Origin of the sequence: Phyllobacterium sophorae (genome assembly GCF_003010965.1) — a bacterium.
Lineage (GTDB): Bacteria > Pseudomonadota > Alphaproteobacteria > Rhizobiales > Rhizobiaceae > Phyllobacterium > Phyllobacterium sophorae.
The window spans coordinates 440,025-466,671 of record NZ_PGGM01000003.1; the positions used below are offsets into that span (position 1 = coordinate 440,025).

Consider the following 26,647-nt stretch of genomic DNA (forward strand, 5'->3'; position numbering starts at 1 on the left):
TTCACCATGAAGAACACACTCTCAAACAAAGAAAGCGAGAATTATCAGCGGTATGCTCTCGGACTCAACGACCGCATCATCGTAAAGGATATCGAGTATCGCTTTGTCCATTCGGATGAAGGGGGACATGTCTTCTACCGCGTGTCGCATCCCGACGTCTACGAGCGGATTTCGCATGGGATTCTTGCGAAGTACCGGGAGGACGGGCTCTTCAAATATACGCCCGACTACCACGCGCCCTCCAAGGCACGGAACCGCGACACCATCCGGCAGGAAGATTTTATCGATCTCTCGGAGAAAAACAGGGAGCGCATCTTCTGGTGCAAGGAATTCTGCGACAGCTTCCTCTTGATGGAGAAGGCTGGTGGGGCCTCGCGTTCGGACGAGTCAATGCGGGAGGCGATCCGCACGATCAACGCGAAAGTCATCGAAATCGAGACCAAAAAACAGAAGGGTGAAAACGGCCGCTGTGGGACTGAACTAACGACCAAGAGGCCCCCAAGTCCAACACAGCTGCGCAAGTGGTTGAAGAAGTATGAGGCCACGGACCGCGATCCCATTGTGCTCAAATTCAACTATGGCAAGTGCGGAAACCGGACGCCCCGTCTCGAACCGGAAATCGTTGAGCTGATCGACAAGTTCGCTGCGGAACATTCTTCCCGGACGAAGGCCGGACAGGAGCTGCTCCACGGCGAACTCATTGCGGAGCTCGAGGTCATCAACGCCGAACGCAAGTCGCGCGAGGAATCCGAGCTCCCGGAACCAAGCGTCCGGGCCTTGCAACGGGCCATCGACAAGCTTGACCCGTATCTCGATTATGTCGGACGCAACGGCGAAGCCGCGGCCAAGAAGAAGTTCTACCCGGTTCAAGGGGGAGTTCGCGCACGTCTTCCGTTTGAGCGCATCGAGATGGACGAGTGGCTGGTGTCTCTGCAGACGCTGCTGGTGAAAGCCGGGATGTGGAAGAAGCTCACCAAGGAGCAGAAGAAGAAGGCGAAACGTGTCCGCGTCTGGGTGTCCGCAGCCATCGACGCCGCAACGCGCTGCATCATCGCCTTGCGCATCCTGAGGACCGCACCAGATCACGAGTCCGCACTCGCCACCCTGCAGATGGCGGTGTCCAACAAGCGGGCCATCGCGGAAGCCGCAGGCTGCAAGTCTTCCTGGGACATGGAGGGAACACCGAGGCTCGTCTGCGTCGACACCGGGGCTTCGTGGTACAGCGACCAGTTCCGCATGGCCTGCTCGGATCTCGGAATTGAGGTGATGTACGCTCCCGCGGGCATGCCGCAGTTCCGCGCGCGTATCGAACGTGTGTTCGGCACCATCCATTCGCAGCTCATCGCGCGGTTCGACGGACGGACCTTCGCCAACATCCTCGCTAAAGGTGATTACGACGCCGCCGCGCACGCGATCATGAACGTCGAAGAACTTGAACGTCTCATGATCCGCTACATCGTCGATGTCTATCACAACACCGGACACAGCGGCCTGGGCGACGAAACCCCGGCGAACGCGTGGAAACGCCTGCGGAACGACTGGGGTGTCCGTCCGGGTCCCGACGCGGACGAAATCCGGCATGTCTTCGGCACGCCCATGGAGCGGCTGATCCAGAACGAGGGCATCCACTGCCTCGGCAACTGGTACCGCAGCCCGGCTACCCACGCCATGCGGCGCTCCATGGGCAGCAAGCAGAAGCAGGTCATGGTCCGGATTGACCAGTTGAACGTCGGGGAAATCTCCGTCCGCTTCAACCGCGTCTGGGTCACCGTGCCATGCGCCCGCGAAGGACTTGACGGCGTTTCCGCGCACGAATGGTTCGAAATGAACAGGGACCTGCGCCGCAAGCACCGGGCCGACGCCCAGGCCGTGCGCCCGATCGTTAACGCAGCCGTCCGCGACTTCCGCGCCTTCCGTGAAAAGGCCGTCAAGGATGCCGGGCTCGAGATGCCTGTCTACACCTACAAGCAGCTGATGCGGCTCGAAAGCTGGTTCAAACGCGCCGGGGAACAGACCAGGGCGGCTGAGAGCGATCCGGCCGACTTCCTCGGCGACGCCGAGGTTCCGGAGGATTTTGCGGCGACTGCAGCTCACCCGGGCGAAGCCGATCCCAACTGCGGCCAGCCGGAAACCCGCGTCGAAAACGCTGACGACGGCTTCATGGATGAGGAGGACTAAGATGGGAAAAAATCAGGTGAAACCGTTGACCGAAGGGGCTGCGCGCGACGAGCGCAGCCTCGATGACCTCATGATGGAGCTGAACCATCATTACTATGGCCGCAAGAAAAGGGACGATCTTCTGAAGGCCGAGGTTGAGCGCCTGCGCAAAAGGATCAAGTTCCAGATGGATGCCGCGTCAGGCAGCCTCGTGGGCGAAATGGCCGAAGGCCGGATTCTGGCTTTGCTGGGTGAATCAGGCGCGGGCAAAACCCGTTCGCTCACGCGCATTTTCAAAAAGTTTCCCGAGCTTCTCGGCAAACCGGAAGCAGGACGGGAGCGGTACCTGATTTCCATCAAGGCCCCTTCCCCCTGCCTCCCCAGGCTTATCGCCGAACGTATCCTGCGGGCGGTCGGATATCCCATCCAAAAGGAGCTTGCCGAAAACGTCGCGTGGAATCTTGTCACGCAGTACCTGCCTGCCTGCGGGGTTCGCCTGGTCCATATCGACGAGTTCCAGCATGTTTCGCAAAGAAACGATGCCTTGCAACGCCAGAAGGTCCGAGACAGCATGAAAGACGTGATGCAGATACCCGATTTTCCGGTTTCATTCGTTGTTTCCGGATTGCCGGAGATTGCGGAATTCCTTCAGCCCGACAGGCAGATCAAACGGCGCACGCGGACCATCGTGTTCCATCCGCTGAGCTATGAGCGTGACCGCAGTTTCCTGGAAACGATGATCAGCAACTACGTCTGCAGGGCGGGAATTGAAGCCGATTTCGGCGGAGAGTTCGTGAAACGCCTCATTCATGCCGCCAGTAGCCAGACCGGTATCTTCATTGAGTATCTCCTGGAGGGGATCGAGCAGGCTCTGCTGCTTGACCGGAATGTGCTCGATAACCGTTGTCTGGAAGACGTCTACGCCATCCGGTCGGGATGTCTCCCGGATCAGAATGTGTTCACCGCCAAGAACTGGAGGTCGATCGACGTCGAGCAGTCCATCGGCAAGTACGATGATTCCGAGTTCGTCGAATGGGACGATGTCGACATCGAGGAAGACAGCGATACGGCAGCCAAGCCGCGGGTACGGAGGAACAGCTGATGTCCTTTCTCAACAAGAAACTCCTGCCACCGCTGCATGCGGATGAAACCGCCTCAAGTTTGTGTTCGCGGACCGCGTTCATCTGCGGCCGCAGCGTTACCGATTTCTGCCTGGATATGGGAACCCGGTTCAGAGATGTTGCCAACGGCCATCGCAAAGCACTCTCTACGATTGGAAGAGTTTGCCATAGGGATCCGGATGCCTTGCTGCGGCACAATGCCATCCGTGTTGACTCGCACAATTTTAACTGGAACGGTCAAATCATTCACCGTATTGGCCTCGACAGACTGAAAATGCGCGTCTGCGTAGAATGTCTGAAGGAAGATCTCACTCACGACAATTGTGCGTTGCGTGTGCGACCGTACCTTCGTGCTGATTGGACAGTTTCAGGTGTGCGGACTTGCGAACGGCACGCCCGAAGCCTCATTGCGCTGTCTGTAAAGTTCGCCTATGGCGCACCGCGCGACACCGCAACGGTGCTCGCAGAGTTTGTCGATCGCCTCGACGAATTGACGCTGGAATGTGTCGATCAGAACTTCACCTCATTCGAACACTTCCTGCTTTCAAAAATTCGTGGCGAGCAGGCGGTAGTTTCCAACTGGTTGAATGAATTGCGCGTGGACGTCGCAATGCGTGTGTGCGAGATGATCGGCCTCGTCGCCGCTGAGGGTGCCTGGGCGGCCCGAAAACAGCTTGATGAACACCAGCTTTATCACAACGGGGAAAGCGGATTCCAGCTTATCAATGCGGAACCTGACCTCACTTCTCTGTTGGATCAGTTGGTGGCGGATTGTGCTAAGCGGCGGCACTATCCTTCTGTACCCAACGTGATGGGTTGCATTTGGAAGAACTACGCCACGCGAACTTCAGATGAGGGATTCAATCCGTTTCACGACAGACTCAGGGAGTATGCGCTTAAAAACCTTCCGGTCGGACGGGGAGATGATGCGTTCGGAATCGTCGATACCCCGCGGAAACGGCATTCCATCAGAACTGCCGCGGAACAATTTGATTTGAATCACGAGCAGATGGGCAAGCTTGTGGTCGCATCCGGATTAGGCAGCGTGGATGATGTTAAGACACCGAGCAACTCGTTCTGTTTCGACGCGGCAGAGATTGAGCAGTTTATGGAGAGGGTGAAAGCTGGAATCAGAAATGATGATGCAATGGATTACCTCAATGTGCCAATCAGTCAGGAAACTGGACTGCTGAAGGCCAAGCTGCTTGTGCCCCTCGTGGTGCGGGGCCAGTGGGGGCACCACCTGTTTGAAAAGCAGGCGCTCGATAAATTTCTCGAAAGGCTTTTCCAAAACGCCACGCCCGTTCAAGAATGTGGACCGGGCTATTCCAACATCGCACTCGCGACACGCCAGGCGAAGACCAACTCTGTAGTAATCGTCAGGCTACTGTTTGAGCGGAAGCTTGCCAAGGTTCAACGGTTGGAAGCGGAACGCGGCTTTTTGAGCCTTCTCGTGAACGCCGAAGAAATCAGCGCCATTCTTCATAAGCCGGATGATCGCGGGTATACATCCTCGCAGCTTATGATTGCGCTGAACGCGAGTTCCGAAACCGTGCGACGGCTCATCGACCGAGGCTATCTTCCGGCAGCACGACTCCGGAATACTAAAACCGGAATTCTCGGATTGAATGTTTCCCCCGCTGACCTTCAAGAGTTTCAGGAAAGATACGTTAGTTCCACCGAGCTTGCGAGAATGCTTCGTTTGCCAGTTTTCCAGGTGTTGAACTGGTGCCGCAATCACGGGTTGAACCCGGCTTTCGATCCGGCCACGATTGGTTCGCATTACTTTTTGCGAGAAGTCGTACCTCGGATCTGAAATCATGAAATTACAAAAAAACCCGGCAACGCCGGGTTTTTTTGTACCCGGTTACATTTTCTCAGCATCTCTCATCTGAGGCGCACTGTTGTGGTTTTATCCGTTAAATCTGAGGCATACATCAATATAGGCTATTGATTTCATTGCAGTTTTTTTGGGCACTGCGCCCAACTATGGGTTTATTGATAAATTTATCAAACGACACATAGGTAGGTCGAATCCACCCCATAGTGCGCCTCAAACGACTTAACAGTCCCCATACCCTCATAGCTGAGCTTCAGTTCGCGTGGCGGATCCGTGTGGATGATCATAGCTAAGATGTTAGCAGATTCCGATTGCTCATGCTCAAACGCCTCATATGGTGGCTGTTCGCCGAGAACATACGAGTATCCAAGCCCACCAAATTTGGAGAGAGATCAACCGCGGAGCCCAGGGGCGCGCCGCAGGGATCTTCAAGTAAGTCAATTTGTCACCTGCGGCATGAATTGAAGCCGGCAGATCCAGAGATCACCGTTGAGGCATGCAACCACTCCACAGTTGGAAAACTTGGCGTCTGGAGATTTTACGAGGAGATACTATGTTCGTTTTGCTGTCTGAAGGAAGGTCGTGGCCTGGCGGATATTTCCAGGGTAGATTCAACATCCAAGCCACCAACCTGAGAATCGCGAATATCGAATCGTTTCTCGCCAGAGGCTTACTGGTCGACGCTGGAGAGCGGCAAGCTGTCGTTTCATGGGGGTCAGATGGACCAGGTATTCATCCGAACGCTATAGGTATTAACTACGCGCTCGTTGCACTCAACAGTCCGGACTTGGGACCCAACGTCCAGAAGTATCTTGCTCATGGCGTTGCAACAGGTAAGATAAGACCTCTGATCATGGGGCAGCTTATTGGTGTCAAGGACATCAAAGTGGTCGCCGGAGAAATCTATTCCACTGCAATCCCAAATCTGGCTCGATTGCGGGCGAACCAGCCTTCAACGGTGGTAATTACATAGTCTGGGATTGGCCCCAAATCTCTTCGCGAGAGTTGTGTATTGTCCATTTGCCGTCATCTTCGGCCTTGGAAGCGGCCTTTCCAGCATTGCGCAGGGAACGCTTCCGCTCGCGCTGTTCGGCAGCCTGGGTTACGGCGAACGGGTTGGACAGTCGACGGCTGTCCGTCTGGTTGCATCGTCGGGAGCACCGTTTGTATTTGCCTTCATAATGCATTGGCTGGGCATCGGACCTTCCCTGCTGATTTGCATCGCCGTCGGGTGTTTGGCTGCGGCGTCGTTCGCACTTATTGGACGGCAGCTGCGGCTGCGAGCAGAGGAGCCAGTTTCTATATCGGGATGACGGAACGGCATCGGTTCGTACAGTAAAATTGCACCTATGGAATAATTCATCAATTGGGAGTGATTTGACTCTGTCTGTCCACGAGTAGACACTTATATCGTCGTCAGTTCGGTTTTGGCTTCTGGTGCTTGAGAGATGGAACGCGCTCCCGCCTGTTTATTGGGGGTGCCGTCATGCTTCACATAATCAGCCAGCATTCGTATTCGACCCAAGATTGGAATCTGATGCAGCGCGCCACGCTGCGCCTTCACTGACGAAAACGCAAATCGTCTCGCGCGCACCGTCATAAAGCTCTTCGACCAAGGCCTGCGGGATGAGGAGGTCATTGCTTCCAAGGCCGCAGAACAGGAAAAAGCGGTTTCTGACATCGCACGCCAACGCGATGGCCGCGAAGTATCATGAGCAGCACGCCTGGAAAATAAACTGGCATGTCCAAAGTGCCAAACAGTCTACCTTACCCTTACGCAGGAGGTGAGCTTCAATACGCCAATCCACTGCAGTTCCTGTGGAACTTATCTCGGTACGTATGAACTCGAACCGGATTTCATCGCCCAAGGGGGCGACAGCGGCGTCTTCGAAATGCACGCTGTTGTTTCGTGGCCATGGCCGACTACGAAGAGTACAGACCCTCCAAAATCGTTTCTGTGCTTCAGGTATCAAGGCCATCGCCACGACAACGCCAAAGACATATCACCGGAATTATGTAGCAAAAACCACCAGATTTGAATTCCTGTATACCGTAGCCTTGATCCAAAGCAGATGGAGCGGCATTGGATGGACGTAACGGTAGAATTGAAGCGGAAACGAGGCGAAATTCTCGACGGGCTGGTCAAACTCCGTGCGACGTTGACAAATTTGGAAGCCCAGATTGGGGCGTTGGATCAGGTGATCGCGATCTACGAACCCGACTATGAGCCGACGGGCGCTGTTGCAGGGCAAAAAGCCCGCAAGCAGCGTCAAAAGTCGCCTCAGGCTATTGAGATCGACGCCCTGATGAGTAGCATTGAGCCAACCAGCGCTGTGCTCGAGATCTTGCGGGAAGCTGCCAAGCCACTCACGACCGCCGATTGTGCCGTCAGGCTGATGCAGAAACTGGGCATTGCCGAAGGTGACCCGAGAACTGGGCGCGTGGCTACCCGCCTATCGGCCACGCTCGATCAGCTGATGAAGAAGCGTCGCGTCAGGCACGCGGGGAAGTTCGACGGGACGAGGAACCTCTGGGAAATCGCAGCTTAGACGGAATCTCCCTCCCAGATTAGGTCTGGCGGCTTGTTGCCCTGCCAATATCCGCACAGGTGCCGTGACGTCGGCCGCTTCGGTGCTCGCCCGAGAACCTCGAAGAACTGGTTCTTATTCGAGTTTCGCCGTACGTCTTCGCGCCAGGCCAGATCCGCAACGTACCAGTCGAAATATTTCAGCGAAAAGCGGTGGTGGATGCCGACATAGGCACGCTGTACCCGCGAGAAGAAGCTTTCGACCTGGTTGGTGTTGGTACCATCCTTGGTTTGATATGCCTTGGAGTGATTGACGCGCTCGAGCTTGTTCAAGCCAGTGAGGTGATCATAGCTCTTGTGCTCATCGGCGAAGAGTCTGGCTGTACGCAAGGCGTGATCCCTGGCGGCGGCCCAAGCGGCATCGCTGTCTTCGTCGTAAATGATGCGCTGTAGCGACTAGCAAAAGTCTGACTCATTTGCCGGGAGAGTCTGACTCGATCCGGCGCGAAAGCTGACTCAACCCTCACTTTTTACGATCGAAGCGCGAATCCCGCCTTCGACGGTCGAACAGTGGCTTCTGGTCAATAATTATAATTATTTGCTTGCGAGCATGTTTGTCCTACCGTCCGTTTTTTCCAACTGTGTAAAGGACACGATATGCCTACGATCACCACAAATGACGGCGTCAAGATTTTCTACAAAGACTGGGGTTCCGGACAACCAATCGTCTTCAGCCATGGTTGGCCGCTGTCGGCCGATGATTGGGACACGCAGATGATATTCTTCGTGAATCACGGCTTTCGCGTCATCGCACATGACCGGCGCGGGCATGGTCGCTCTGCCCAGGTCGGTGATGGTCACGACATGGACCACTACGCTGACGACCTGGCCGCACTGACGGAAAAGCTTGACCTCAAGAACGCCATTCACGTAGGCCACTCCACCGGCGGCGGTGAAGTGGTGCACTACATCGCGCGCCACGGCGAAACCCGGGTAGCGAAGGCCGCCATTTTGAGTGCCGTGCCGCCGCTCATGGTAAAAACAGACGCCAATCCCGGTGGCTTGCCGAAAGATGTATTCGATGGCTTCCAGGCACAGCTCGCTGCGGGCCGTAGTGAATTCTATCATGCCGTGGCCGCAGGTCCCTTCTATGGCTACAATCGGCCAGACGCAAAGCCCTCCGCCCCGGTGATCCAGAACTGGTGGCGGCAAGGGATGATGGGCGGTGCCAAGGCTCATTATGACGGGATCGTCGCCTTTTCTCAGACCGATTTCACCGAGGATCTTAAGAAGATCACGGTTCCCGTGCTCGTGATGCACGGCGACGACGACCAGATCGTACCGTATGCCGATTCTGCGCCACTCTCGGCAAAGCTTTTGAAGAACGGGACGCTCAAGACCTATAAGGGCTTTCCGCACGGCATGCCGACGACCCATGCAGAGACCATCAACGCCGACCTTCTCGCATTTTTCCGGACATGATCGCGACAGGGGCCGGCCAACTGATCGGCCCCCTCATGCATCAAGCCGCGTCTCTCTCTAATGCTCAGTGTGCCTGGTGAGAGTCGCGACCTGTGCCCCGATGCCGATACGCACTTCCTGTACAGTCGATCCGTCAGGAAGAAGCTTCAGCACCTGATCCACTGTCTCTAGGGCGACTGTCGATGGATCATCCCCCTCCGAAACGAGCCTTACAATCAGAATGCGATTTTCGTCGAGGTCTATTTGAGGACTGTCGAAACGTTCGGTGATGAGTGCCGCAAGCTTTGGGATATCAATAGAGTTGTTCGGAAGCTTAAATTGCAGTTGAAGCGGAAAATCTTCACTCACCGTCGAAAACTCCCAATTCGCTTCGGAAGGAACGATGTCTAACGACATCGCAGTCAGGCTTCGGCCGGGAGTATGCATTTGAGTCAGCTTTCTCGGCGGTAGCGAGTCAGAATTCCCGACTGGAGCCAAAATCAATACGCCCATTTTGCTGGTGTTTTGGTGGACCGGTGAGTCAGACTTTTGAAAGTGGCTACATGCGCGTGAAGGTCTGACCGGGTCGACCAAGGCCACGCTGGCGCAACGCCAGCGCGCATAGCCGCTTGTGGTTCTGATACTTCGCATTGCGGCGGTCAATGCGGTCCTCGGCCCTGTTCTTCGGACGAATGTGACCACCAGCGTACTTGCCGTCGATCTCGATCTCGCCTTCGAGCATCATCGTATCCCGCCGCGCCGCGATTGCCTCGCGCAGCTTCATGAGCATCACCCAAGCCGTCTTGTACTGAACGCCGATCTCGCGCGAGAGCTGCAGCGCGGCCTTTCCTTTGACTGAGTTCACCGACAGCCAGATCGCCATCACCATCTTCTTGAAGCTGAGTTTGCGAAACGCAAACACGGTGCCCGATGTGACGCTGAACACGGCATTACATTCCTTTGCCGAGCACTTGAAACGGCCGCGGCTCATGGAATAGCAGCGCAGCGTCCCGCAACCAGAGCAATAGGGTTCACCGTCGGTTTCAGGCCAGCGCATGCGCATAAACCACTTACAGGCTGTCGCCTCGCGAATCGTCGCAAGCTCCATGAACGTAAGCGTTCGGCACTCCAGTGTAAGCAGGAAATGCTGCCCTTTTGGTTGATCTTTGGACGAAGCCACTGCTCAGTCCCTCCCAGGCTCGGTCGGCAAAATAGCCGCATATTTCCCAGCCTCGGGACGAGTTACAGACGTGCGAAAGACCGCTCAAAAGCGGTGAGTGGGCAGACAGGATATGGATATGATTGCGCATGTTCAGGCTCCTTTGACTCCATCAATAGACGTACAGCGGCTGTCGGCGACCTAGGGGCACCTCAAGAAATCAACGCTGTATTCGAGCCATCCTGAACATGCGGGCTGTATGCCAGATCTCAGATGAAGAGTCGATCGAGAAAATTGGGATAGGTTAATTCGAGCCCGTACATGGGCTCTCACGTGGTCCGGTAGGAGTAGTCGGGTTCCTCAATTTGCAAGCGGCGGACAACAACGCGGGAAAGTTCTCTATGGGCCCCAACGCGTCGATGACGAATGCTGTGATGCCTTTTCCTTCACGTTCAGCCTGGCGAGCATGTGTCTCCACGGAGCTATCCCAAACCGTCCACACGGCGGCCAGATGTTGCTTGATTGATATGGCTGCGGTGCAGAATCTTGTTTTTGAGGAGCTTTTAGCATCACAGACCACCGATGCTTCCCCGACCTTTAGGCGCATTTGTTGAAGTTGATCCCAGACGCGTTCGCCGCCGACAGTCAGATGGTTTTGGAACACGTCCAAGTTCCTGTCGTCGACGAGGAAGAAACGATTATTCTGGATCGGCAACGCTTGCTGGAGCGGGGCCCTTGGATCATCACAAACGGACTTCGCCCATTGGCGGCTCAAGAGGGCACAAATTCCTTCCCTCGACGAGTCGACCCCTGTCGATCCGAATGTACTCATCGTAATTTCCAGTTGATCGGCTGACGGCGCTGTTTCCTGACTGCTTGCCGCGTTTCGAAAGGCTTCCAAACGTTCTTTCGCCGCTTGATGATCTTTCTGTTTATTGAATGAAAAGGATGGCTTTTTAGTTATCAGACCTGTCAAAGCGACAAATGGCACGATCAGCGGCACACCTCCGACGACCACATGAGCATCGGACGCGAGAAATTCGATTGATTGGTGCTTTGGCGATGGCGAGCACGCCGCAAGGACGGCACCCACCATGAGCAAAGCAGACAAATTCAATGAGAACGCGCAGCGTAATGTCATAGATGTTGAATTAAAGCATTCCTATTGCGATAGCGTTATTGCGTAGCTGTAAATTGTAGCGACTTTTTGCTTGGCCGTTCGCCTGACAGCTCAAGCCACTTGCAAAGATGCCAGCGCACATGAAACATCTGCTCCGGTCGCGCAGTCCATCGGGCTATTCGTAGTAAAACATTGAAAGAATATACTTACCTCTCAATTACTTAGGGGGTATTTGGTGGTCTTTGCTACCTAATCCCGCATATCACTGGCGCGACGACGCGAGCGGGCCAAAGCTGACAAACTGCAAGATGCCTGGCTGGCGAATATTCGCCGCTGTTCCTTGCGTGGCTGTTGTCGAAGCTACTAGGGAAGCTGGTAACGTTCGCACTGGAATATGCATGATGCTGGACGAATTGATGCTCTTGTGTTCAAACGGAGATCAACCACGGCCTTCAGACCGTCAATGACAACGAACTGAGAAGCAGCTCATGAGCAAGGCCCGGACGGATGACGAGGGCAAATTAAGCCATTCTCTGCACGATCCGGATGAACATCATACCGAGACCTACCCAGTTCTTGTCTTAGGAGCTTTGGGCGTTGTCTATGGCGACATCGGCACGAGTCCGATCTACGCGTTTCGCGAAGCACTGCACGCTGCGTCCACCGATGGTTCATTGTTGCGGGCAGACGTCCTCGGGATTGTATCCATGATCTTTTGGGCCCTGACGCTGATCGTCACCGTCAAGTATATCCTCTTTGTCCTTCGCGCAGACAATGACGGCGAAGGGGGGATCCTTTCTCTCATGGCGTTGGCTCGCGAGAGCTACAAATCCCGGCCCCGCTTGATCCTGGGCTTGGGCATTGTCGGCGCTTCCTTATTCTACGGTGACGCCGTCATTACTCCTGCCATTTCAGTGCTGTCGGCAATCGAAGGACTTGAAATCATCACTCCAGCCTTCACCCCTTATGTCGTTCCGATAACCATCACCATTTTGCTGACGCTCTTCTCGGTGCAGCGCTTTGGCACGGCCCGCATGGCGTTCTTTTTCGGGCCAATTACCTTCGCATGGTTCCTTGCGCTCGGTTTCTTTGGGCTGTGGCATTTGTTCGACGACCTCAGTGTTCTTGCAGCGGTAAATCCTCACTACGGGTTCGACTACATTGTCCGCAATCAAGGCACGGCCTTCGCCACGATCGGCACAGTTTTTCTTGCCGTAACCGGAGCGGAAGCTCTCTACGCCGACCTTGGACATTTCGGCCGACGACCAATCGCGACTGCTTGGATGTGGATTGTGTTTCCGTGTCTGCTCCTAAATTATTTTGGTCAGGGAGCCTTCGTGCTCGCGCATGGCGAAGCGGCCAAAAATCCGTTCTTTGAAATGTTTCCGCCATGGGCGCTTTTACCCATGGTGCTTCTGGCAACCGCAGCGACCGTCATCGCCAGTCAGGCGGTTATATCGGGAGCCTACTCGTTATCACGGCAGGCGGTACAACTTAATCTTCTGCCCAGACTCCGTGTCCAACATACGTCCGAGAAACAGTCTGGGCAGGTTTATCTGCCTCGGGTCAACTTCCTTCTTGGACTTGTGGTCGTGCTGTTGGTGCTCGGATTCGAACGCTCCACCAATCTGGCCGCTGCCTATGGCATTGCAGTGACCGGCAACATGCTGGTGACAACGACTCTGCTGTTCATCGTCATGACCCGCATATGGAAATGGCAATTCTGGGCGGCGGCTCTCACCACCGCCTCTTTCCTCATCATCGACATCACCTTCGTCGGTGCGAATCTCATCAAGGTCATCGACGGCGGATGGGCCTCGCTGCTGGTCGCCATCCTGATTGTGCTGATCATGTCCACCTGGGTGAAAGGCAGCCGCCAGCTGCAGAAGAAAGTCGGACAAGGCGACGTGCCGCTCGAACTGATTTCGAGGAAATTGGCACAGAGTCCCCCGACAATCGTACCCGGCACCGCGGTTTTCCTGACGGGCAACCCGAAAGGCACGCCCACTGCGCTGCTGCACAGCCTCAAACACTACAACGCGCTGCATGAGCGCAATGTCATCCTGAATGTGGTCACTGCCCCCACGCCCACCGTTAGGAAGAGCGACCGCATGCACATCGAGCCGATCAACGATCGCTTTGTCCAAGTCACGCTGACGTTCGGCTACATGGAGAGACCGAATGTCCCGCGGACCTTGGCGATCTTCAAAATCGCAGGCTGGAACTTCGACATCATGACGACCTCGTTCTTCCTGGCCCGTCGTTCGTTGAAAGCCTCCCCCCGTTCGGAGATGCCATATTGGCAAGACAAGCTGTTCATAGCCCTCGCGCATTCAGCAAGCGACGCCACCGAGTATTTCCAGATACCGACAGGACGCGTGGTGGAAATTGGTACGCAGGTCACCATTTGATCGACCTTCAAACTGCTGGAGTAAATCGAGTCGATGCCTCTTTCATCGTTGTGATATCGAATGCTATTTGTGAAAAGCCGCAATTTGATATGCCTGTTTTACGGCACGGCAGGCCACGCGTCCGAGCCCTTGAAAAATCCCTCTCTCTCACCCATCTAAGGTTGGTCGACAAGATTAGTTCGGCTATTACTGCAGGCTCCGATTGAGCGCAGAATTTTTACCGCACCACTCAAAGCCTGATTGCCATCTACGTAGCATCCCCCTCCTTGCTTGCATTCGACGTATTTCAAAAATGACAGGCCGCGGGCAACGCTGCGCAGCGAATGGATTTAATATGCAAAACAATATCGAAATGAGAGACACTGCGGTCATGCCGCGCCGAATCGAACCTAAAATGTCGAACATGTTGCCGAAGAAAGTCATGCGGGAACCAACTGCTAGCGTCGGGATTCACACGCGATGAAATGCGCCAAATCGTAGCGGAACAAATCGATTGACCATCAATCCGAATTTTCAAACCATCAACAACACCTCGGAACAACAGTGGAGTGAGCCGCCCAGCGGCTAGAGTATCCGTTTTGATCAAGTGGCTTTTTGGTTCCATTTTCGGTTGTCGCGTAGGAGCGCGTTGGCGAGGACGATAAGTTTTCGCATGATTGCAGTTATAGCGACCTTTGGCGGTTTTCCAGTCCCGATAAGTGCGTTGTACGTGGCCTTGAGATCTGGATTAAAGCGGGCAGCGACAAGTGCTGGCATATAGAGCGCGCGAGCAGCAGCCCATAGCGGGCGCCCTGGAAGATGGGACGTTTGAAATTTTAATCGCTGATATCGAGTTGCCGGACATGGCGGGGCTGGAATTGGCGGCTATGGCACGCCGCCGCCTCCCAGAGTACTATTTTCGCCACTGGCCGTATCGATATTGATGCGGCGTCGTTGGTCGAAGATGCAATCGTGATTGCGAAACCTTATGGCGAAGAGGAGATTGCAGACGCCCTCACTGCCTGCTGGCGTGGGCAAATCGGCTTTCTTGAGACGGTCTTCCAAAAGAATTGGTTTGGCGCGCCCGACGCTGCGCACCGGCACCAAAGCAGCATTGCGCTAGTCACCGAATGCAAATTGATCTAACTAAAATCAAACTCCAGGTGCGGGTGTCCAATGGATCGATTTGATGCAATGCGCGTACTGCTTGCGGTGGTCGATGCCGGCAGCCTTTCCGCGGGCAGTCGAAAGTTAAACGCTCCATTGCCAAGTGTCAGCCGCAAAGTGGCGGACCTAGAGCGCCACCTCGGCGCAAATCTCATAATCCGCACAAGTCGGAACCTGCAGCTGACTGATGCCGGACGTGATTACGTTGAATCGGCACGGAAGATCATGGCAGAGCTCGAGGAGACCGAGCGTCGTGCTTCCGGGGAATATCAGACGCCTCGGGGAATTCTGACGATCACAATGCCTGTGGAGTTTGGCAATCGTCACGTGCTTCCGATAGCACTGAACTTCATTGATCAACATCCGGAGGTTTCGTTGAATCTCCTGTCTCTCGATCGCTCGGTTCATCTGGTCAACGAGCAAGTCGACATTGCCATTCGGCTCGGCGAGCTTGCGGACAGTTCTCTTTACGTGGTCAAGGTTGGACAGTTTCGCCTACTGACATGTGCCAGCCCGACCTATTTGAAGAGATTCGGACTTCCACTGCATCCGTCCGAACTACCGAACCACGATGGTATCATTTTTAACAAGCAAACATTCTTCTGGACGTTTGATGTCGAGGGCCGGCCGACCGAGGCGGTTCCGCGAAATCGGATCGAGGTCAACACTGCGGCGAATTGTGTCGCCGCAGCTCTCAGCGGCGTTGGTATTGCCCGGCTCTTCGACTATCAGGTGTCTAACGAATTGTCTTCAGGTGCGCTTGTCCCGATCCTGAACGAATTTGCAGGAAAGCCCAAGCCGATCCACATTGTTTATCCTCGCCAAGGTCTCCTCGCTCTGAAGGTGCGCTCGTTCATAGACTTTGCACTGCCCCGACTTCGAGCGGTGTTGAGCGGTGAAAATGAAATGACAGAAGGATCGCAACGCTCACCTGAATGAAGCGCGGACCTCACGGATGGTCTGCTCCGGTATCTGCAAGTGGGGATAGTGACCGACACCGGGAAGAACATCGAATTTTGCCCCGGTCTTCGCCGCGAACTCGCGCCCCATCTCCTTCTCGATGTAGAAATCTCTTTCACCCCAAATCACTTTCACCGGCGTTCTTAGCTTGTCGAGTTTTGCCTCGAAGTATTCCTGGTCCCGGGTGAAGTTGGAGTAATAGTAGTAAAATGCGTCCGCCGAGGTCAGATCGCCATGACCCCAACTGCGGATCATGTCGTAATTTACGTCCACCTTGAGATCGAACTGTTGTTCCTTCGGAAGGTCACGCCTGTAGGCGTTTGCAAGTATTTCAGCACTCGTTTTGTTCATGTAAGCGCGAGTTTTGGAGGCTGCGGGTTCCGCTTTCAGGTTCTGCAGACTCTCGAACATATAAGCGGGCCTGTTGAATGGCGCGAAGTCTCCGACGATTATGCTTTTAGCGATACTGGGCTCGTCGAGAGCGAGCAATAGAGCAGGCAGGGCACCAATATCCGTCGCATAGATCGTAAGATGCAATTGATCAATCCCGGCTTTTTCGATGTAGGCCTTGAGTACATCGGCATAGCTTTTCGGCGCGTATGAGAATTTCTCGACTGCTGGTCTGGAGGATTTGCCATATCCTGGCCAGTCGAACGAATGGACCTCGTATTCATCACCGAGGGCGATCGAAATATCTTTCCAGACATACAACGTTTCAGGGAAGCCGTGCAGAAAGAGAACCGTTCCTTTCGGGCTCGGGTTGTGCACTATCATTCTGCGGAGCGTGATGTCCTGGTCGATTTCGATGAAACCGACGTCGGCCGTCCGGGCGTTCTGGGAATGATTGTCGGCATATCCCGCAACAACTGCGGTGAACAGAAGCGCAGCGGTGGCGACCAACGTTCGGAGCCATGGCTTCAACATTTTCCGTGATCCTTTCTGCGGTTCAATCAATCAGACGATCGAGGCTGGCCTGTAGCCGCGGACCGACCAGAAGAATGGCCGGTATCACGATGACATAGCCGATGCTCCATGAACGCAGCCACGTCAGGGCGAAACCTTCCGCAAATCCGAGATTGAGCGCTAGCAGGACAAAGGAAATGATCCCGGTCGTGACAACGCCCATCGACAAGGCGAAGGCGATCTTGCGTTTAAATTGTGTGTTCATCTTCCTTCTCCAACGTGTTGTTTTTCGACGCTTCGCTGACCAGATCAGATAGTCGACAAACTGGTGATTGTCAGGGCAAGAATAGAGCTTTGCAGGCCGACACGGGTAGACCGAGATTGCGAGAGGGAGCCTCTTGAATCCGACACCTCCCAAAGCGCGGGCATCTGGAAAAATGACCTAAGTCTTGTAAACAGGCGATCAAGCCTGAGCCTGACCACGAAGCAAGACGCCTTTTTCCTTCAGCACTGCTTCCTAAGTCATGACCAAGCGCGAGCCGTCGAACCGAACTTCGCGATGAGTACTGCAAGGGTTGCAACGAACAGGCCGTAGGCCAGAGCCGCCTGCCATGCCCCCATGGGAAAGCCAATCATCAGCAGGGTGTCGTTGCCACCAGGAATCAGCAGCGCTCCCCCTCCCATGAGGGTACCCCCAAACGTTCTCCAGGCTATGGTCTTGATTGTGGGCCATTTGAATAGAAAGCGACGCTTCCTGAATCTTGCTGAAACAATGCTGCCACAAAACATGCAGACCAATGTTATGGGGCCCACGACAGGTATCGAAATGATTGACCCGAGCGAGGCCGTAATCGAGAAGCCAGGCGCAAAAACTGCCAACATAGTAAAGGTGCTTCCGATCGCGACCATACATACTGTCAGCCGCGCAAAATTGGGTTTGGATTTCAACGACACACCGAACCTCAGCGCCAAGGCGGCCAAAAGCGCGATTGAGAGAAGCAAAGGTCCAAATGGTACAGAAGCACTTATCGGCGACCGATCTGGAAGGATGTCAAATGCAGAGTCGACGTACAGCACGGCAAAGATGCCCACAAACGTGAAAAAGAACTCGGAATCGCCGTTTCCGAAATGCCCGACGGATCCGAACACACAGGCACCGTTCACATGGAGGCCGATTCCAAACAATATGGCAGCCGGAACCAAATATCCGAAGGGCGACCAACCCAACTGCATCGTCGGCGACGTTTCGAGGATTGCATAAACGATCGCAGCCCAGACAGCACATTCGACGATGGCGATGAATCGTGCCGGCCTCTTTTCCAGCACCAACTCACTCGTGGCGATGACAGTGCAGATTGATCCATTATTAAGCGCGAAGCCGAGAACAAATGCCAGCAGTCCGACCGCAGCCATGCCCACCCAAAGCTCTACGCTGGAGGGACCAGTCCCTGATATGCCAACGAGGAACTCGCTCACTCCTACCTTCTTCCGGTTTGAGACACGTCCAGAAATTCGCATTGAATTACTATCGCTGCGATTCCCGCTACTGCTTCTGGGAAGAATGCTGTACGGGCGCAGTGTGCAGGCTGGACAATTTCCGCAAGTTTATAGTAGGTCAAATCCTCACAATACGCCACAGGACGGCCTCATTCTGCGTCAGAGACGATTGGCACGTGAAATATCTGCCGCGGGATGGGCATCTCAAATCCGTCCTTGTGTCCGGCACTGCGCCGGACACAAGGAGTCCACTGTAATACGACAATGTCACCAATCAAAGAATGACGCGTCGCCTATTCGGCGGCCGCCCGCTTGGGAAGCACCCAGTTGGCGCGAGGGAAATGGCAGGTATAGCCGGTTGGGTAACGCGCCAGGTAGTCCTGATGCTCCGGCTCTGCTTGCCAGAAATCTCCCACCCTTTCGACCTCGGTCACGGCTTTGCCCGGCCACAACCCCGATGCGTCGACGTCGGCGATGGTGTCCACGGCTATTCGCTTCTGCTCATCGTCCGCGTAGTAGATCGCCGATCGGTATGAACCGCCCACATCGTTGCCCTGTCGGTTACTCGTGGATGGATCGTGGATCTGGAAGAAATACTCCAGTATGCGCCTATAGCTCGTGATCTCGGGATCGAAGATGATCTCGATTCCCTCGGCGTGGGTACCGTGATTGCGGTAGGTCGCATTCGGCACGTCGCCGCCAGTGTAGCCTACGCGAGTGTCGATTACCCCAGGAAGCTTGCGGGTCAAGTCTTGCATGCCCCAGAAACAGCCACCAGCCAAAACAGCCCTCTCGGTCATTTAAATATCCTCCACCTGGTTGAGATACGCGCCGTAGCCCTCGGCCTCCATTTCGTCGCGCGGAATGAAGCGAAGCGAAGCAGAATTGATGCAGTAACGAAGTCCGCCCCGGTCTTGCGGGCCATCGGGAAACACATGGCCGAGGTGACTGTCGCCATGCACCGAGCGTACCTCCGTGCGGGTCATGCCATGCGCTTCGTCCCGCAGTTCGTTGACATTAGTCGGCACTATAGGCTTGGTGAAGCTGGGCCAGCCACAGCCGGAATCGAACTTGTCGGACGAGGCGAACAGCGGTTCGCCAGAAACGATGTCGACATAAATCCCCGGCTCCTTGTTGTCGTTATACTCCCCAGTAAAGGGTCGTTCGGTGCCGTTTTCCTGGGTAACCCGATATTGCGCAGGCGTCAGTTTGCTGACCGCTTCGTCAGTCTTTGCATACTTCATTGCCACAACTCCATTGTTGGTCTTGCCTTAATATGGCGAGTGGCTGGGAGGATTCCCAATACAGAGCATGCATAGATTCGATAGCTGCGCGACACGGCAGTTCTGGCCGCTCAAGTCCGATTGTCGCATGCATTCATCATTGGGATGTAATACACTATTCGAAACGCCGGACCGGAAATTGCCTGTTGACGTATCTCTATCCTTAAAACCTTTTTATTCGAAATTGGATCGCGAACTCTCCGATGAAAAATGTTTCAACTGCGGGCATCGCAGCAGCCATATTTGCCTCTTTCACATGGTCGATGAATTTTGTCGCTCCCTTTGTGGTCGGAAACTATTCAATCTTCGACCTAGCCGCATGCCGATTTCTGCTGTCTGGGTTGATCGGGATGGTCATTCTTATCGCCAGCGCACACCTTTGTCGTGGACTTACACTTCGGGATTGGTTTGTCGCCGGTGGACTCGGCTTCATCGGATACGTGGGTTACTTCCTCACCGTCATGGTCGCCGCCGTATACGCAGGTCCCGTGATCCCTCCAGCCTTTCTCGGGCTTGTGCCTGTTGTCCTCGCGATCGCCGGCAATTATCGCGGGCGGAGTATATCGTGGCTGCCTCTTCTGATCCCCCTTGCGCTGGCGGCGACAGGGCTGCTGCTGGTCAATGGTAGCAGTATCATGCAGGCGGATGTGCAGGGAGAAAAATCGCTTGTTACTGGTATCGCGTTTGCCATTGCGGCGGTAGCTCTGTGGACTTGGTTCGGAATCGCTAACCAAAATGCACTGCTGAAAAGGCCCAACATGGATGCACGCGTCTGGACGACGCTGATGATGATCGGGGGAAGCATCCAGACATTGGCATTTCTCCCGATTGGCTACGGCATGGACTTGTTCAGGGCTCCGGACCTCGGTTTCGGCCTAGGGGCCATCCGCAATCTCTATCTGCCAGCTTTGATGTTGGCAGCTGTGGCGTCGATCGGGGGAGCGTGGGCTTGGACGATAGCGTCACAGCGCCTGCCAGTAGCGCTTGCAGGCCAGTTGCTGATGACGGAGATCGTTTTTGCCACCTGTTTTGGGCTGATGGTCCAGCATCGTTTGCCAACCATTGCGGAGGCCGCCGGAATGATGGTGCTCGTTCTCGGCGTCGTGATGGCAATCAACGCCTTCCATACTCCGCGGCGACTCAGAGCTGCATAGAGCGTGGCGAGTCTTTCAGCATGCCCATCGCTGCCGGCTCGAAGTTAGTAGTCAACGCATCGAGGTGCAACTCAAGTGGCTTGTTCATCCGTAGTACATCATTTTTGCGCGTTCTTGGTGCTTCTTATAGAACCAGCAGGGGATGTCCTGGTTCTGGCTCACTAAGCGCCGAATCGCTAAGGTATATTTTCCGACTTCCCATGACGTGACTGGCGCGGGCTGAATAAGATTGGTGCACCGGCCCGCCTACATTTCTCTGGCTAGGCTGCCGGTGCCAACGGAGACCGCGCCGACGTCGCGAGCAATTGGCTTGCCATACGTTTCGCCTGCCGGGCCGGCTCGGCATTGCGAGTAATCTGTGCTACCGCCATTGCACCCTCCTGCAGCAGGTTAATCTCCCCTGCGATTTGCTTCGGCTCGGCAAATCGTGCGGCATGAGCGAGTTCCTCAAAATATGCGAGTACAAGGCGCTTGTGCATTTCGGCAGCTCGGAAAACCGGATTGGCGGGATCTTTATGCTCCCCCGCCGCACTCAGGAAAATACAGCCGCGATACTGCCTATCGTTGAAATCGATTTCGAGGAAATCGAACGTCGCCAGCAGGCGCTCTACGGGGTCGCTCGCATGCGGCTCAACAAAGACGCGCAAGGCAACACGGTCTTCCTCGTCACGCCGTTCCAAGGCGGCCAGGATCAGTTCTTCCTTCGTCTCAAAGTGCCGGTACAGCGTCGTCTTTGCCACGCCACTTTCGGCAATAATGAGATCGACACCAGTTGCGTGATAGCCGCGCTCGTTGAACAGCCGCAGTGCTGTGTCGAGCAGGTGGTCCCGGATTTCTGAACGGCGCATTTGGTCCTCACGACAGATAAACGATCAGATCTGTATCGTTAAATAGCGATACCCGAAGGGAAACGCAAGAGACCTCGCAGAACCAACGTTTGGAAATCCCCAAGAGCAGGTACTCAAGCCAGCGAATCGGCACATATCCCTCTATTTAGATGGAACGGGCCCTAAATTGCCCACTTCTTGTAACCATTCCATCAAATCTTCGTTAAAACGCAATCGTATCTTTTACACTCAACTCCCCAATTGAGAGCATTGCTTCCGCGTGTGGCGCATCCAAATCGGCTGCACAATAATACTGAGATACAAAAAAGTTTACCATCGGATCTTGCAAAACGATACAGATCGGTATACATCTGTGATTAGCGCTACAGACCAGTATCGTTTCCCGCGCCAATAGGGCGGATCGCCCACCGCGGACAACCAGGGAGAAAACGCAATGCCTCATGTTTCCATCCAAAGTGCCGCAGCGAATCCGACCCGGATTCCCCACGCGTTCCTCGATCTTGTCGACCGCCATGGCAAGACCATCACCACGGCGGGCATGTACGCTTCGCTCGCCGTGATCTATCTCTGGTTCGGTGGAATGAAATTCACCGCCTACGAGGCGGAAGGTCTTACAGGCCTGGTCGGCAACAATCCGCTGTTGAGCTGGACCTATTCCCTGTTTAGCGTGCGAGGCTTCTCGAGCCTCCTCGGTGTCCTTGAACTTAGCATCGGTGCCTTGATTGCGGCTCGGCTCATCAATCCGGCGTACTCGCTCGCCGGTGGCCTGCTCTCTGCCGGGCTGTTCGTGACGACGCTTAGTTTCATGGTGACGACTCCCGGCGTGTTCCTACCGGAGTTCAGCCTTCCAGCGATCTCGGTCGCTCCTGGGCAGTTCCTGCTTAAGGACATTGGCCTGCTCGCCCTTTCTCTTTGGATCGCCATCGACTCGCTCGCGGCGCTCCGCTCGGCCTAAACAGAGTCCTAACCCTTACATCTCGACAACAGCAGACACCATTCATTTCAAAGCCGGCCATGACGGTCGGCTGAACACAAAGGAACGACCATGTTTTTAGCCTACATCCTGTCAACAATCCGCGACCACCTGCGCTATCGCCAGAGCATCCGCGAACTTACGAAACTCTCGGATCGAGATCTCGAGGACGTCGGCATCTCACGTCACGAAATCGATACAATCGCGTCGAACGCGAGAGCCTGAGTCACGTCCAGACGCATCTTTCCTTGTGGTAGAGGGAGGAGACAAATGTTGAAAACGATCAACCGAATTCCTTGGATACCGCTCTGGCAATTCCGGGCGGTATCGGGGTGACGACAACCGGGATCACACAATGAGCACACATCATACCAAAGTCTTGATAATAGGAGCCGGACCAGCGGGATATACCGCTGCCATCTACGCAGCCCGTGCAAACCTCAAGCCACTTTTGTTGACCGGCATCCAGCCCGGGGGTCAGCTTACGATCACCACGGATGTCGAGAATTACCCAGGCTTTGCAGAACCAGTTCAAGGACCTTGGTTGATGGAGCAGATGCGGCAGCAGGCAGTAAATGTCGGCACCCAGCTGGTGTACGACACGATCACCTCGGTCGATCTCTCAAAACGACCATTCCGTGCCCAAGGTGACTCCGGCGACACGTACGTCGCTGACGGACTCATTATCGCGACGGGAGCGCAGGCTCGCTGGCTTGGTCTCCCGTCGGAGACGGCATTCAACGGCTTCGGGGTATCAGCCTGCGCAACTTGTGATGGTTTTTTCTATCGAGGAAAGGAAGTCGTGGTCGTGGGCGGTGGCAACACGGCCGTCGAGGAAGCCCTGTACCTGTCGAAGATTGCTTCCAAGGTCACAGTCATCCATCGGCGCGACCGATTCCGCGCGGAACCGATCCTGCAAGACCGCCTTTTGGCCAAACCGAATGTTGAGGTGATCTGGAACCACGTCGTTGAAGAAGTACTCGGCGAGCATGAGCCGACCAAATCGGTAACTGGCGTACGTATCCGCGATGCAAACACGGGTCAGACGAAGGAACTTTCAACACACGGCTTATTCGTTGCAATCGGTCATGATCCGGCCACCGGGTTGTTCCGTGGTCAGCTCGACATGGATGAGGCCGGCTACATCAAGGTTGGCTCCTGGTCGACCAAAACATCCGTGCCCGGATGCCAGGCTGCAGGCGATGTAATCGACCCGGTATTCCGCCAAGCCGTAAGCTCCGCCGGAATGGGATCTATGGCGGCCTTGGAAGTCGATAAATTCCTTGCCGAACATCCAAGTGATCCCGACAAGCGAGACTGAACTGTGCCGCTTGGCGGTTCGAACGGCGGAGCGCTAGATAGAAGCAGATTATGGAGCGACAATTGCAAGTTGCTGACAAGTCTAGTCGCTTTGCTTCGCTGTGGTGACACGACTCGACAAGGATGAAGCTGGCGTGCAAGCCTTCAACTCATCCTGTAGTCGCACAAGTCTATCCAGACATAGACCCGGTCTCGGTCGGGATGGCCGTCAGGACCCCGAGGGTGAGCTCGTCGTTTCGTCGGGAACTTGATCCCATCGGCCGCTACCATGTCATAGACATATTGGGCCGCCAGAAAGCTTCCGGAGACATCGACTTCGTAGTCATGGCGGCGCAGCAGAAAATCTGGCCCAAAATAGAATTCCTGAACCGGGCAATGGCTTTCGATTTCCTTGGGAAAGGTTGCCCGCAACACGCGCCACCTTTCCCCCTCTTCGTTCCACGGTGCGATTTCCTCGACCATGAAACCCGGCAGCGCCATGAGGAATGGCGTATTGAGATACGTCCACATGGCATAGCCGTTGAAGTAAGCGCGGTGCAGCGGATCCCACGGGGTGTTCAGCGTGTGGCCGGCAAAGGCAGCGAGGGGATTGTCCCGTTCGCCGATGATCTTGCTATCGGTAGTCTCGATCACAACCCGCTCGGGCATGAAAGTCATGCGCCAGTCGGGATTGCCGTATGGTGCCAAGTCTAACCATTCATGATGTATTGCGGCCGTTACACGACGCGGCGTTGCATCGGCCTCGATACCTTTCATCCCCCACAACTCGCCACCAGAAACTATCGTCGTGCTGGCTTTCTCAAAGGAGTTCCAGCGGTCGAGGCCGCCATGAGCGGCAAGAACATCACTCAGTAGGTCCGTCATCTTCATCGCTCCGAAAAGTTAACAGCAGGGTTTCCAGCGCATGAGATCCCTGGCCGCGTTGACCAGCCTCTTCGTGGCCGCGATGGCTTCTTCGTCGAACGAGGCGATCCGCATGGCCAGTGCATCCACAGTTCATCAGGTTGGTTTTCGCAGCGTTACAAATGCCGCCCTTAATTCCTCTGCGAAAATCGTTGGCTGCTCCCACGCGGCGAAGTGGCCGCCCTTTTTCGCCCTGTTGTAGTAGATGAGCTTGGGATAGGCCCTTTCGGTCCAGCTCCTCGGGGCCTCATATTGCTCTCCTGGGAAAACGGTGACTGCTACCGGAATCGAGACCCCCTTGGCATTGAAGAAACCACCCTTGTACTCCCAGTAGAGACGAGAAGCTGAGACCCCGGTGTTCGTTAGCCAGTAGAGCGTGATGTTGTCGAGAATCTCGTCTCGTGTCAGCTCACCAGTAGCGCTTGTCGTCCGGTCAAGCGCCGCGGCAACGGCCGCCGCCGGCTGTCCGTCGGCGTCATTGTGGTCGAGGAGCCATGCTGCGAGGCCGACAGGGGAATCGGCAATCCCGTATAAGGTTTGCGGGCGCGAGCCCATCAACCTCGCGTAGTCAACCTGCTTGAAAGTTCTAACCAGCTGCTGGTAGGCCTGATTTTCGTCGGCTGAGAGACCCGACGGCACCGGGCTGCCGGACAGGAGCGCCTTATCGACGTCGGCCGGAACGGTGGCGGGCATGTTGGTGTGGATAGCGAGCAATCCCGCAGGTGCCTGCAAGCCCATTTGGTCGACCACAAACGCACCCCAGTCTCCGCCCTGCGCCACGTAACGAGTATAGCCGAGGCGTTTCATCAGTTCCGCCCACGCTCGGCCCATACGCTCGGGACCCCAGCCGGTGCCTGTCGGCTTCCCGGAAAAACCGTAGCCGGGCATCGACGGGATGACGACGTCGAACGCGTCTTCTGCCTTCCCGCCATGTGCAGCCGGATCTGTCAGCGGTCCGATCAGCTTGATCTGCTCGAGCACCGAACCCGGCCAACCGTGCGAAATGATTATCGGCAGCGCATCGGGGTTCTTCGAACGAACGTGAATGAAATGAATGTCCAAGCCGTCGATTTCGGTGAGGAATTGCGGCAGGGCATTCAGTTTCGTTTCGACCTTGCGCCAGTCATACTCCGTTCCCCAATAGCGTGCGAGCTTCTGCATCGTTGCGAGTTGCACACCTTGGGACGAATCGGGCACCGTTTCCTGCTCGGGCCAGTTGGCTGCTAAGACACGTCGGCGGAGATCCCCGAGTTGCTCTTCCGGAACGTCGATGCGGAAAGGTCGGATTGCGTCCTCCGTCGCCGCCTGCACCGGAAAGGCAGGAAGAATGCTCGCCACGGCCCCTGCGGCGACACCTATCGCCACAACTGCCAAGAGTTGACGCCGATTATGATTGACAACTCCGTAACCTGGTCGCGCACGCATCGTGAATCTCCTTCAACGAGTTAGGTTCAGCCGTTCTGTCGTCGACACATGCCGCAAACTGCGACCGTCCGCTTGCACGAGGCCGGAACACCACAAGCGACTCGTCAGAAACTCTGCTCGACAGACCATTCGACTATCGCCTCAAAGTTCGAGATGGGTTCGACGCTGGGCTAAACTTTTTACGCGTTTTTGGATGCTGCAAGCTGCGCTTGCCGGGTCGTGTGCGCGCCGCACCGGATAACAGTCTTCATCAAATAAAGGACTTTGTCGGTGACTTGGAGCAAGCTAGCGTCTCCTTCTGTTTGAGGCGGGAGCGCTGGATCTCTCAAACGTCAGTGGCCAAAGAATGCCTGACGACATCGGAATTGTCTGCTCCTAGACCATTCCCGTCAATGGCTAAATACAAAATCGATATCTCGGACGAGAGAAAATCAACCGT

Annotated in this window: 25 protein-coding genes and 1 pseudogene; 12 read left to right on the forward strand and 14 right to left on the reverse strand. The window is 55.3% G+C overall.

Translation table 11 applies throughout. The annotated features are described in order from the left end of the window. Positions 1-6 precede the first annotated feature (6 nt). The 4 genes from CU103_RS09910 to CU103_RS09925 all read left to right on the forward strand — a co-directional run bounded on the left by CU103_RS09910 (position 7) and on the right by CU103_RS09925 (position 6,091). Positions 7-2,178, forward strand: a complete 2,172-nt coding sequence (locus CU103_RS09910; protein WP_106663723.1) for a Mu transposase C-terminal domain-containing protein — start codon at positions 7-9, stop codon at positions 2,176-2,178. Between the two features lies 1 nt (position 2,179). Beyond that, on the forward strand, positions 2,180-3,259 hold the full coding sequence (locus CU103_RS09915) for an ATP-binding protein (protein WP_170117016.1): 1,080 nt from the start codon (positions 2,180-2,182) through the stop codon (positions 3,257-3,259). Further along, the gene (locus CU103_RS09920) at positions 3,259-5,094 is read left to right on the forward strand and encodes a TniQ family protein (RefSeq protein ID WP_170117017.1); all 1,836 of its coding nucleotides are present in this window, start codon (positions 3,259-3,261) and stop codon (positions 5,092-5,094) included. Before CU103_RS09915 ends, CU103_RS09920 begins: the two co-directional genes overlap by 1 nt. Positions 5,095-5,671: 577 nt before the next feature. Further along, the gene (locus CU103_RS09925; protein ID WP_106663726.1) at positions 5,672-6,091 is read left to right on the forward strand and encodes a hypothetical protein; all 420 of its coding nucleotides are present in this window, start codon (positions 5,672-5,674) and stop codon (positions 6,089-6,091) included. Between the two features lie 432 nt (positions 6,092-6,523). Here CU103_RS09925 and CU103_RS31055 read toward each other — a convergent pair whose 3' ends face one another. Then, on the reverse strand, positions 6,524-6,718 hold the full coding sequence (locus tag CU103_RS31055; protein WP_146147775.1) for a hypothetical protein: 195 nt from the start codon (positions 6,716-6,718) through the stop codon (positions 6,524-6,526). 487 nt (positions 6,719-7,205) lie between these two features. Between CU103_RS31055 and CU103_RS09940 the strand changes: the two genes are divergently transcribed. Continuing rightward, positions 7,206-7,667: a hypothetical protein gene (locus tag CU103_RS09940; protein ID WP_106663729.1), complete on the forward strand. Its 462-nt coding sequence runs from the start codon at positions 7,206-7,208 to the stop codon at positions 7,665-7,667. On the opposite strand, the gene CU103_RS09945 is transcribed toward CU103_RS09940, so the two are convergent. Beyond that, positions 7,664-8,089 (reverse strand): transposase, encoded by a 426-nt coding sequence (locus tag CU103_RS09945; RefSeq protein WP_106663730.1) that lies wholly within the window; start codon positions 8,087-8,089, stop codon positions 7,664-7,666. The genes CU103_RS09940 and CU103_RS09945 overlap by 4 nt on opposite strands. Before the next feature lie 213 nt (positions 8,090-8,302). Here CU103_RS09945 and CU103_RS09950 point away from each other — a divergent pair, with 213 nt between their 5' ends. Further along, entirely contained in the window at positions 8,303-9,127 is an 825-nt protein-coding gene (locus CU103_RS09950) for an alpha/beta fold hydrolase (RefSeq protein WP_106663731.1), read from the forward strand. Between the two features lie 57 nt (positions 9,128-9,184). Here the strand turns inward: CU103_RS09950 and CU103_RS09955 are convergent, their stop codons facing one another. The 3 genes from CU103_RS09955 to CU103_RS09965 all read right to left on the reverse strand — a co-directional run bounded on the left by CU103_RS09955 (position 9,185) and on the right by CU103_RS09965 (position 11,382). Beyond that, the gene (locus CU103_RS09955) at positions 9,185-9,475 is read right to left on the reverse strand and encodes a hypothetical protein (protein WP_146147776.1); all 291 of its coding nucleotides are present in this window, start codon (positions 9,473-9,475) and stop codon (positions 9,185-9,187) included. A gap of 190 nt (positions 9,476-9,665) precedes the next feature. Further along, entirely contained in the window at positions 9,666-10,286 is a 621-nt protein-coding gene (locus CU103_RS09960; protein ID WP_146147777.1) for a transposase, read from the reverse strand. 283 nt (positions 10,287-10,569) lie between these two features. Then, positions 10,570-11,382 (reverse strand): hypothetical protein, encoded by an 813-nt coding sequence (locus CU103_RS09965; RefSeq protein WP_245448694.1) that lies wholly within the window; start codon positions 11,380-11,382, stop codon positions 10,570-10,572. 491 nt (positions 11,383-11,873) lie between these two features. Between CU103_RS09965 and CU103_RS09970 the strand changes: the two genes are divergently transcribed. Continuing rightward, positions 11,874-13,796 carry a potassium transporter Kup gene (locus CU103_RS09970; protein ID WP_106663735.1) on the forward strand — a complete coding sequence of 641 codons (1,923 nt, stop codon included), beginning with the start codon at positions 11,874-11,876 and terminating at the stop codon, positions 13,794-13,796. Positions 13,797-14,378: 582 nt separating this feature from the next. On the opposite strand, the pseudogene CU103_RS09975 reads toward CU103_RS09970, so the two are convergent. Next, positions 14,379-14,564: pseudogene (locus CU103_RS09975) on the reverse strand (IS110 family transposase); the annotation flags it as partial. Between the two features lie 387 nt (positions 14,565-14,951). Between CU103_RS09975 and CU103_RS09985 the strand changes: the two are divergent. After that, positions 14,952-15,881, forward strand: coding sequence for a LysR family transcriptional regulator (locus tag CU103_RS09985; protein ID WP_106663737.1), 930 nt, complete (start codon positions 14,952-14,954; stop codon positions 15,879-15,881). Here CU103_RS09985 and CU103_RS09990 read toward each other — a convergent pair. The 5 genes from CU103_RS09990 to msrB form a co-directional block, all read right to left on the reverse strand. Beyond that, a complete protein-coding gene (locus tag CU103_RS09990; protein ID WP_106663738.1) occupies positions 15,870-16,826 on the reverse strand; it encodes an alpha/beta fold hydrolase in 957 nt (318 codons plus the stop codon). The genes CU103_RS09985 and CU103_RS09990 overlap by 12 nt on opposite strands. Positions 16,827-16,848: 22 nt before the next feature. Beyond that, the gene (locus CU103_RS09995) at positions 16,849-17,070 is read right to left on the reverse strand and encodes a DUF2798 domain-containing protein (protein WP_106663739.1); all 222 of its coding nucleotides are present in this window, start codon (positions 17,068-17,070) and stop codon (positions 16,849-16,851) included. A gap of 257 nt (positions 17,071-17,327) precedes the next feature. Then, positions 17,328-18,218: a YeeE/YedE thiosulfate transporter family protein gene (locus tag CU103_RS10000; protein WP_210203738.1), complete on the reverse strand. Its 891-nt coding sequence runs from the start codon at positions 18,216-18,218 to the stop codon at positions 17,328-17,330. A 377-nt stretch (positions 18,219-18,595) separates the two neighbouring features. Beyond that, the gene (gene msrA / locus CU103_RS10005; protein ID WP_106663741.1) at positions 18,596-19,102 is read right to left on the reverse strand and encodes a peptide-methionine (S)-S-oxide reductase MsrA; all 507 of its coding nucleotides are present in this window, start codon (positions 19,100-19,102) and stop codon (positions 18,596-18,598) included. Continuing rightward, positions 19,103-19,546 (reverse strand): peptide-methionine (R)-S-oxide reductase MsrB, encoded by a 444-nt coding sequence (gene msrB / locus CU103_RS10010; protein ID WP_106663742.1) that lies wholly within the window; start codon positions 19,544-19,546, stop codon positions 19,103-19,105. 242 nt (positions 19,547-19,788) lie between these two features. Between msrB and CU103_RS10015 the strand changes: the two genes are divergently transcribed. After that, positions 19,789-20,739: a DMT family transporter gene (locus CU103_RS10015; RefSeq protein ID WP_106663743.1), complete on the forward strand. Its 951-nt coding sequence runs from the start codon at positions 19,789-19,791 to the stop codon at positions 20,737-20,739. 260 nt (positions 20,740-20,999) lie between these two features. Here CU103_RS10015 and CU103_RS10020 read toward each other — a convergent pair whose 3' ends face one another. Further along, positions 21,000-21,587, reverse strand: a complete 588-nt coding sequence (locus CU103_RS10020; RefSeq protein WP_106663744.1) for a TetR/AcrR family transcriptional regulator — start codon at positions 21,585-21,587, stop codon at positions 21,000-21,002. Between the two features lie 433 nt (positions 21,588-22,020). Here CU103_RS10020 and CU103_RS10025 point away from each other — a divergent pair, with 433 nt between their 5' ends. The 3 genes from CU103_RS10025 to trxB all read left to right on the forward strand — a co-directional run bounded on the left by CU103_RS10025 (position 22,021) and on the right by trxB (position 23,881). After that, positions 22,021-22,542 carry a YkgB family protein gene (locus tag CU103_RS10025; RefSeq protein ID WP_106663745.1) on the forward strand — a complete coding sequence of 174 codons (522 nt, stop codon included), beginning with the start codon at positions 22,021-22,023 and terminating at the stop codon, positions 22,540-22,542. 90 nt (positions 22,543-22,632) lie between these two features. Continuing rightward, a complete protein-coding gene (locus tag CU103_RS10030) occupies positions 22,633-22,785 on the forward strand; it encodes a DUF1127 domain-containing protein (RefSeq protein ID WP_106663746.1) in 153 nt (50 codons plus the stop codon). A 130-nt stretch (positions 22,786-22,915) separates the two neighbouring features. Continuing rightward, positions 22,916-23,881, forward strand: a complete 966-nt coding sequence (gene trxB / locus CU103_RS10035) for a thioredoxin-disulfide reductase (RefSeq protein WP_106663747.1) — start codon at positions 22,916-22,918, stop codon at positions 23,879-23,881. Positions 23,882-24,024: 143 nt separating this feature from the next. On the opposite strand, the gene CU103_RS10040 is transcribed toward trxB, so the two are convergent. Together CU103_RS10040 and CU103_RS10045 are read right to left on the reverse strand one after the other, a co-directional pair. Further along, the gene (locus tag CU103_RS10040; RefSeq protein ID WP_106663942.1) at positions 24,025-24,744 is read right to left on the reverse strand and encodes a hypothetical protein; all 720 of its coding nucleotides are present in this window, start codon (positions 24,742-24,744) and stop codon (positions 24,025-24,027) included. 135 nt (positions 24,745-24,879) lie between these two features. Then, a complete protein-coding gene (locus tag CU103_RS10045; RefSeq protein WP_106663748.1) occupies positions 24,880-26,208 on the reverse strand; it encodes an epoxide hydrolase family protein in 1,329 nt (442 codons plus the stop codon). Positions 26,209-26,647 lie beyond the last annotated feature (439 nt).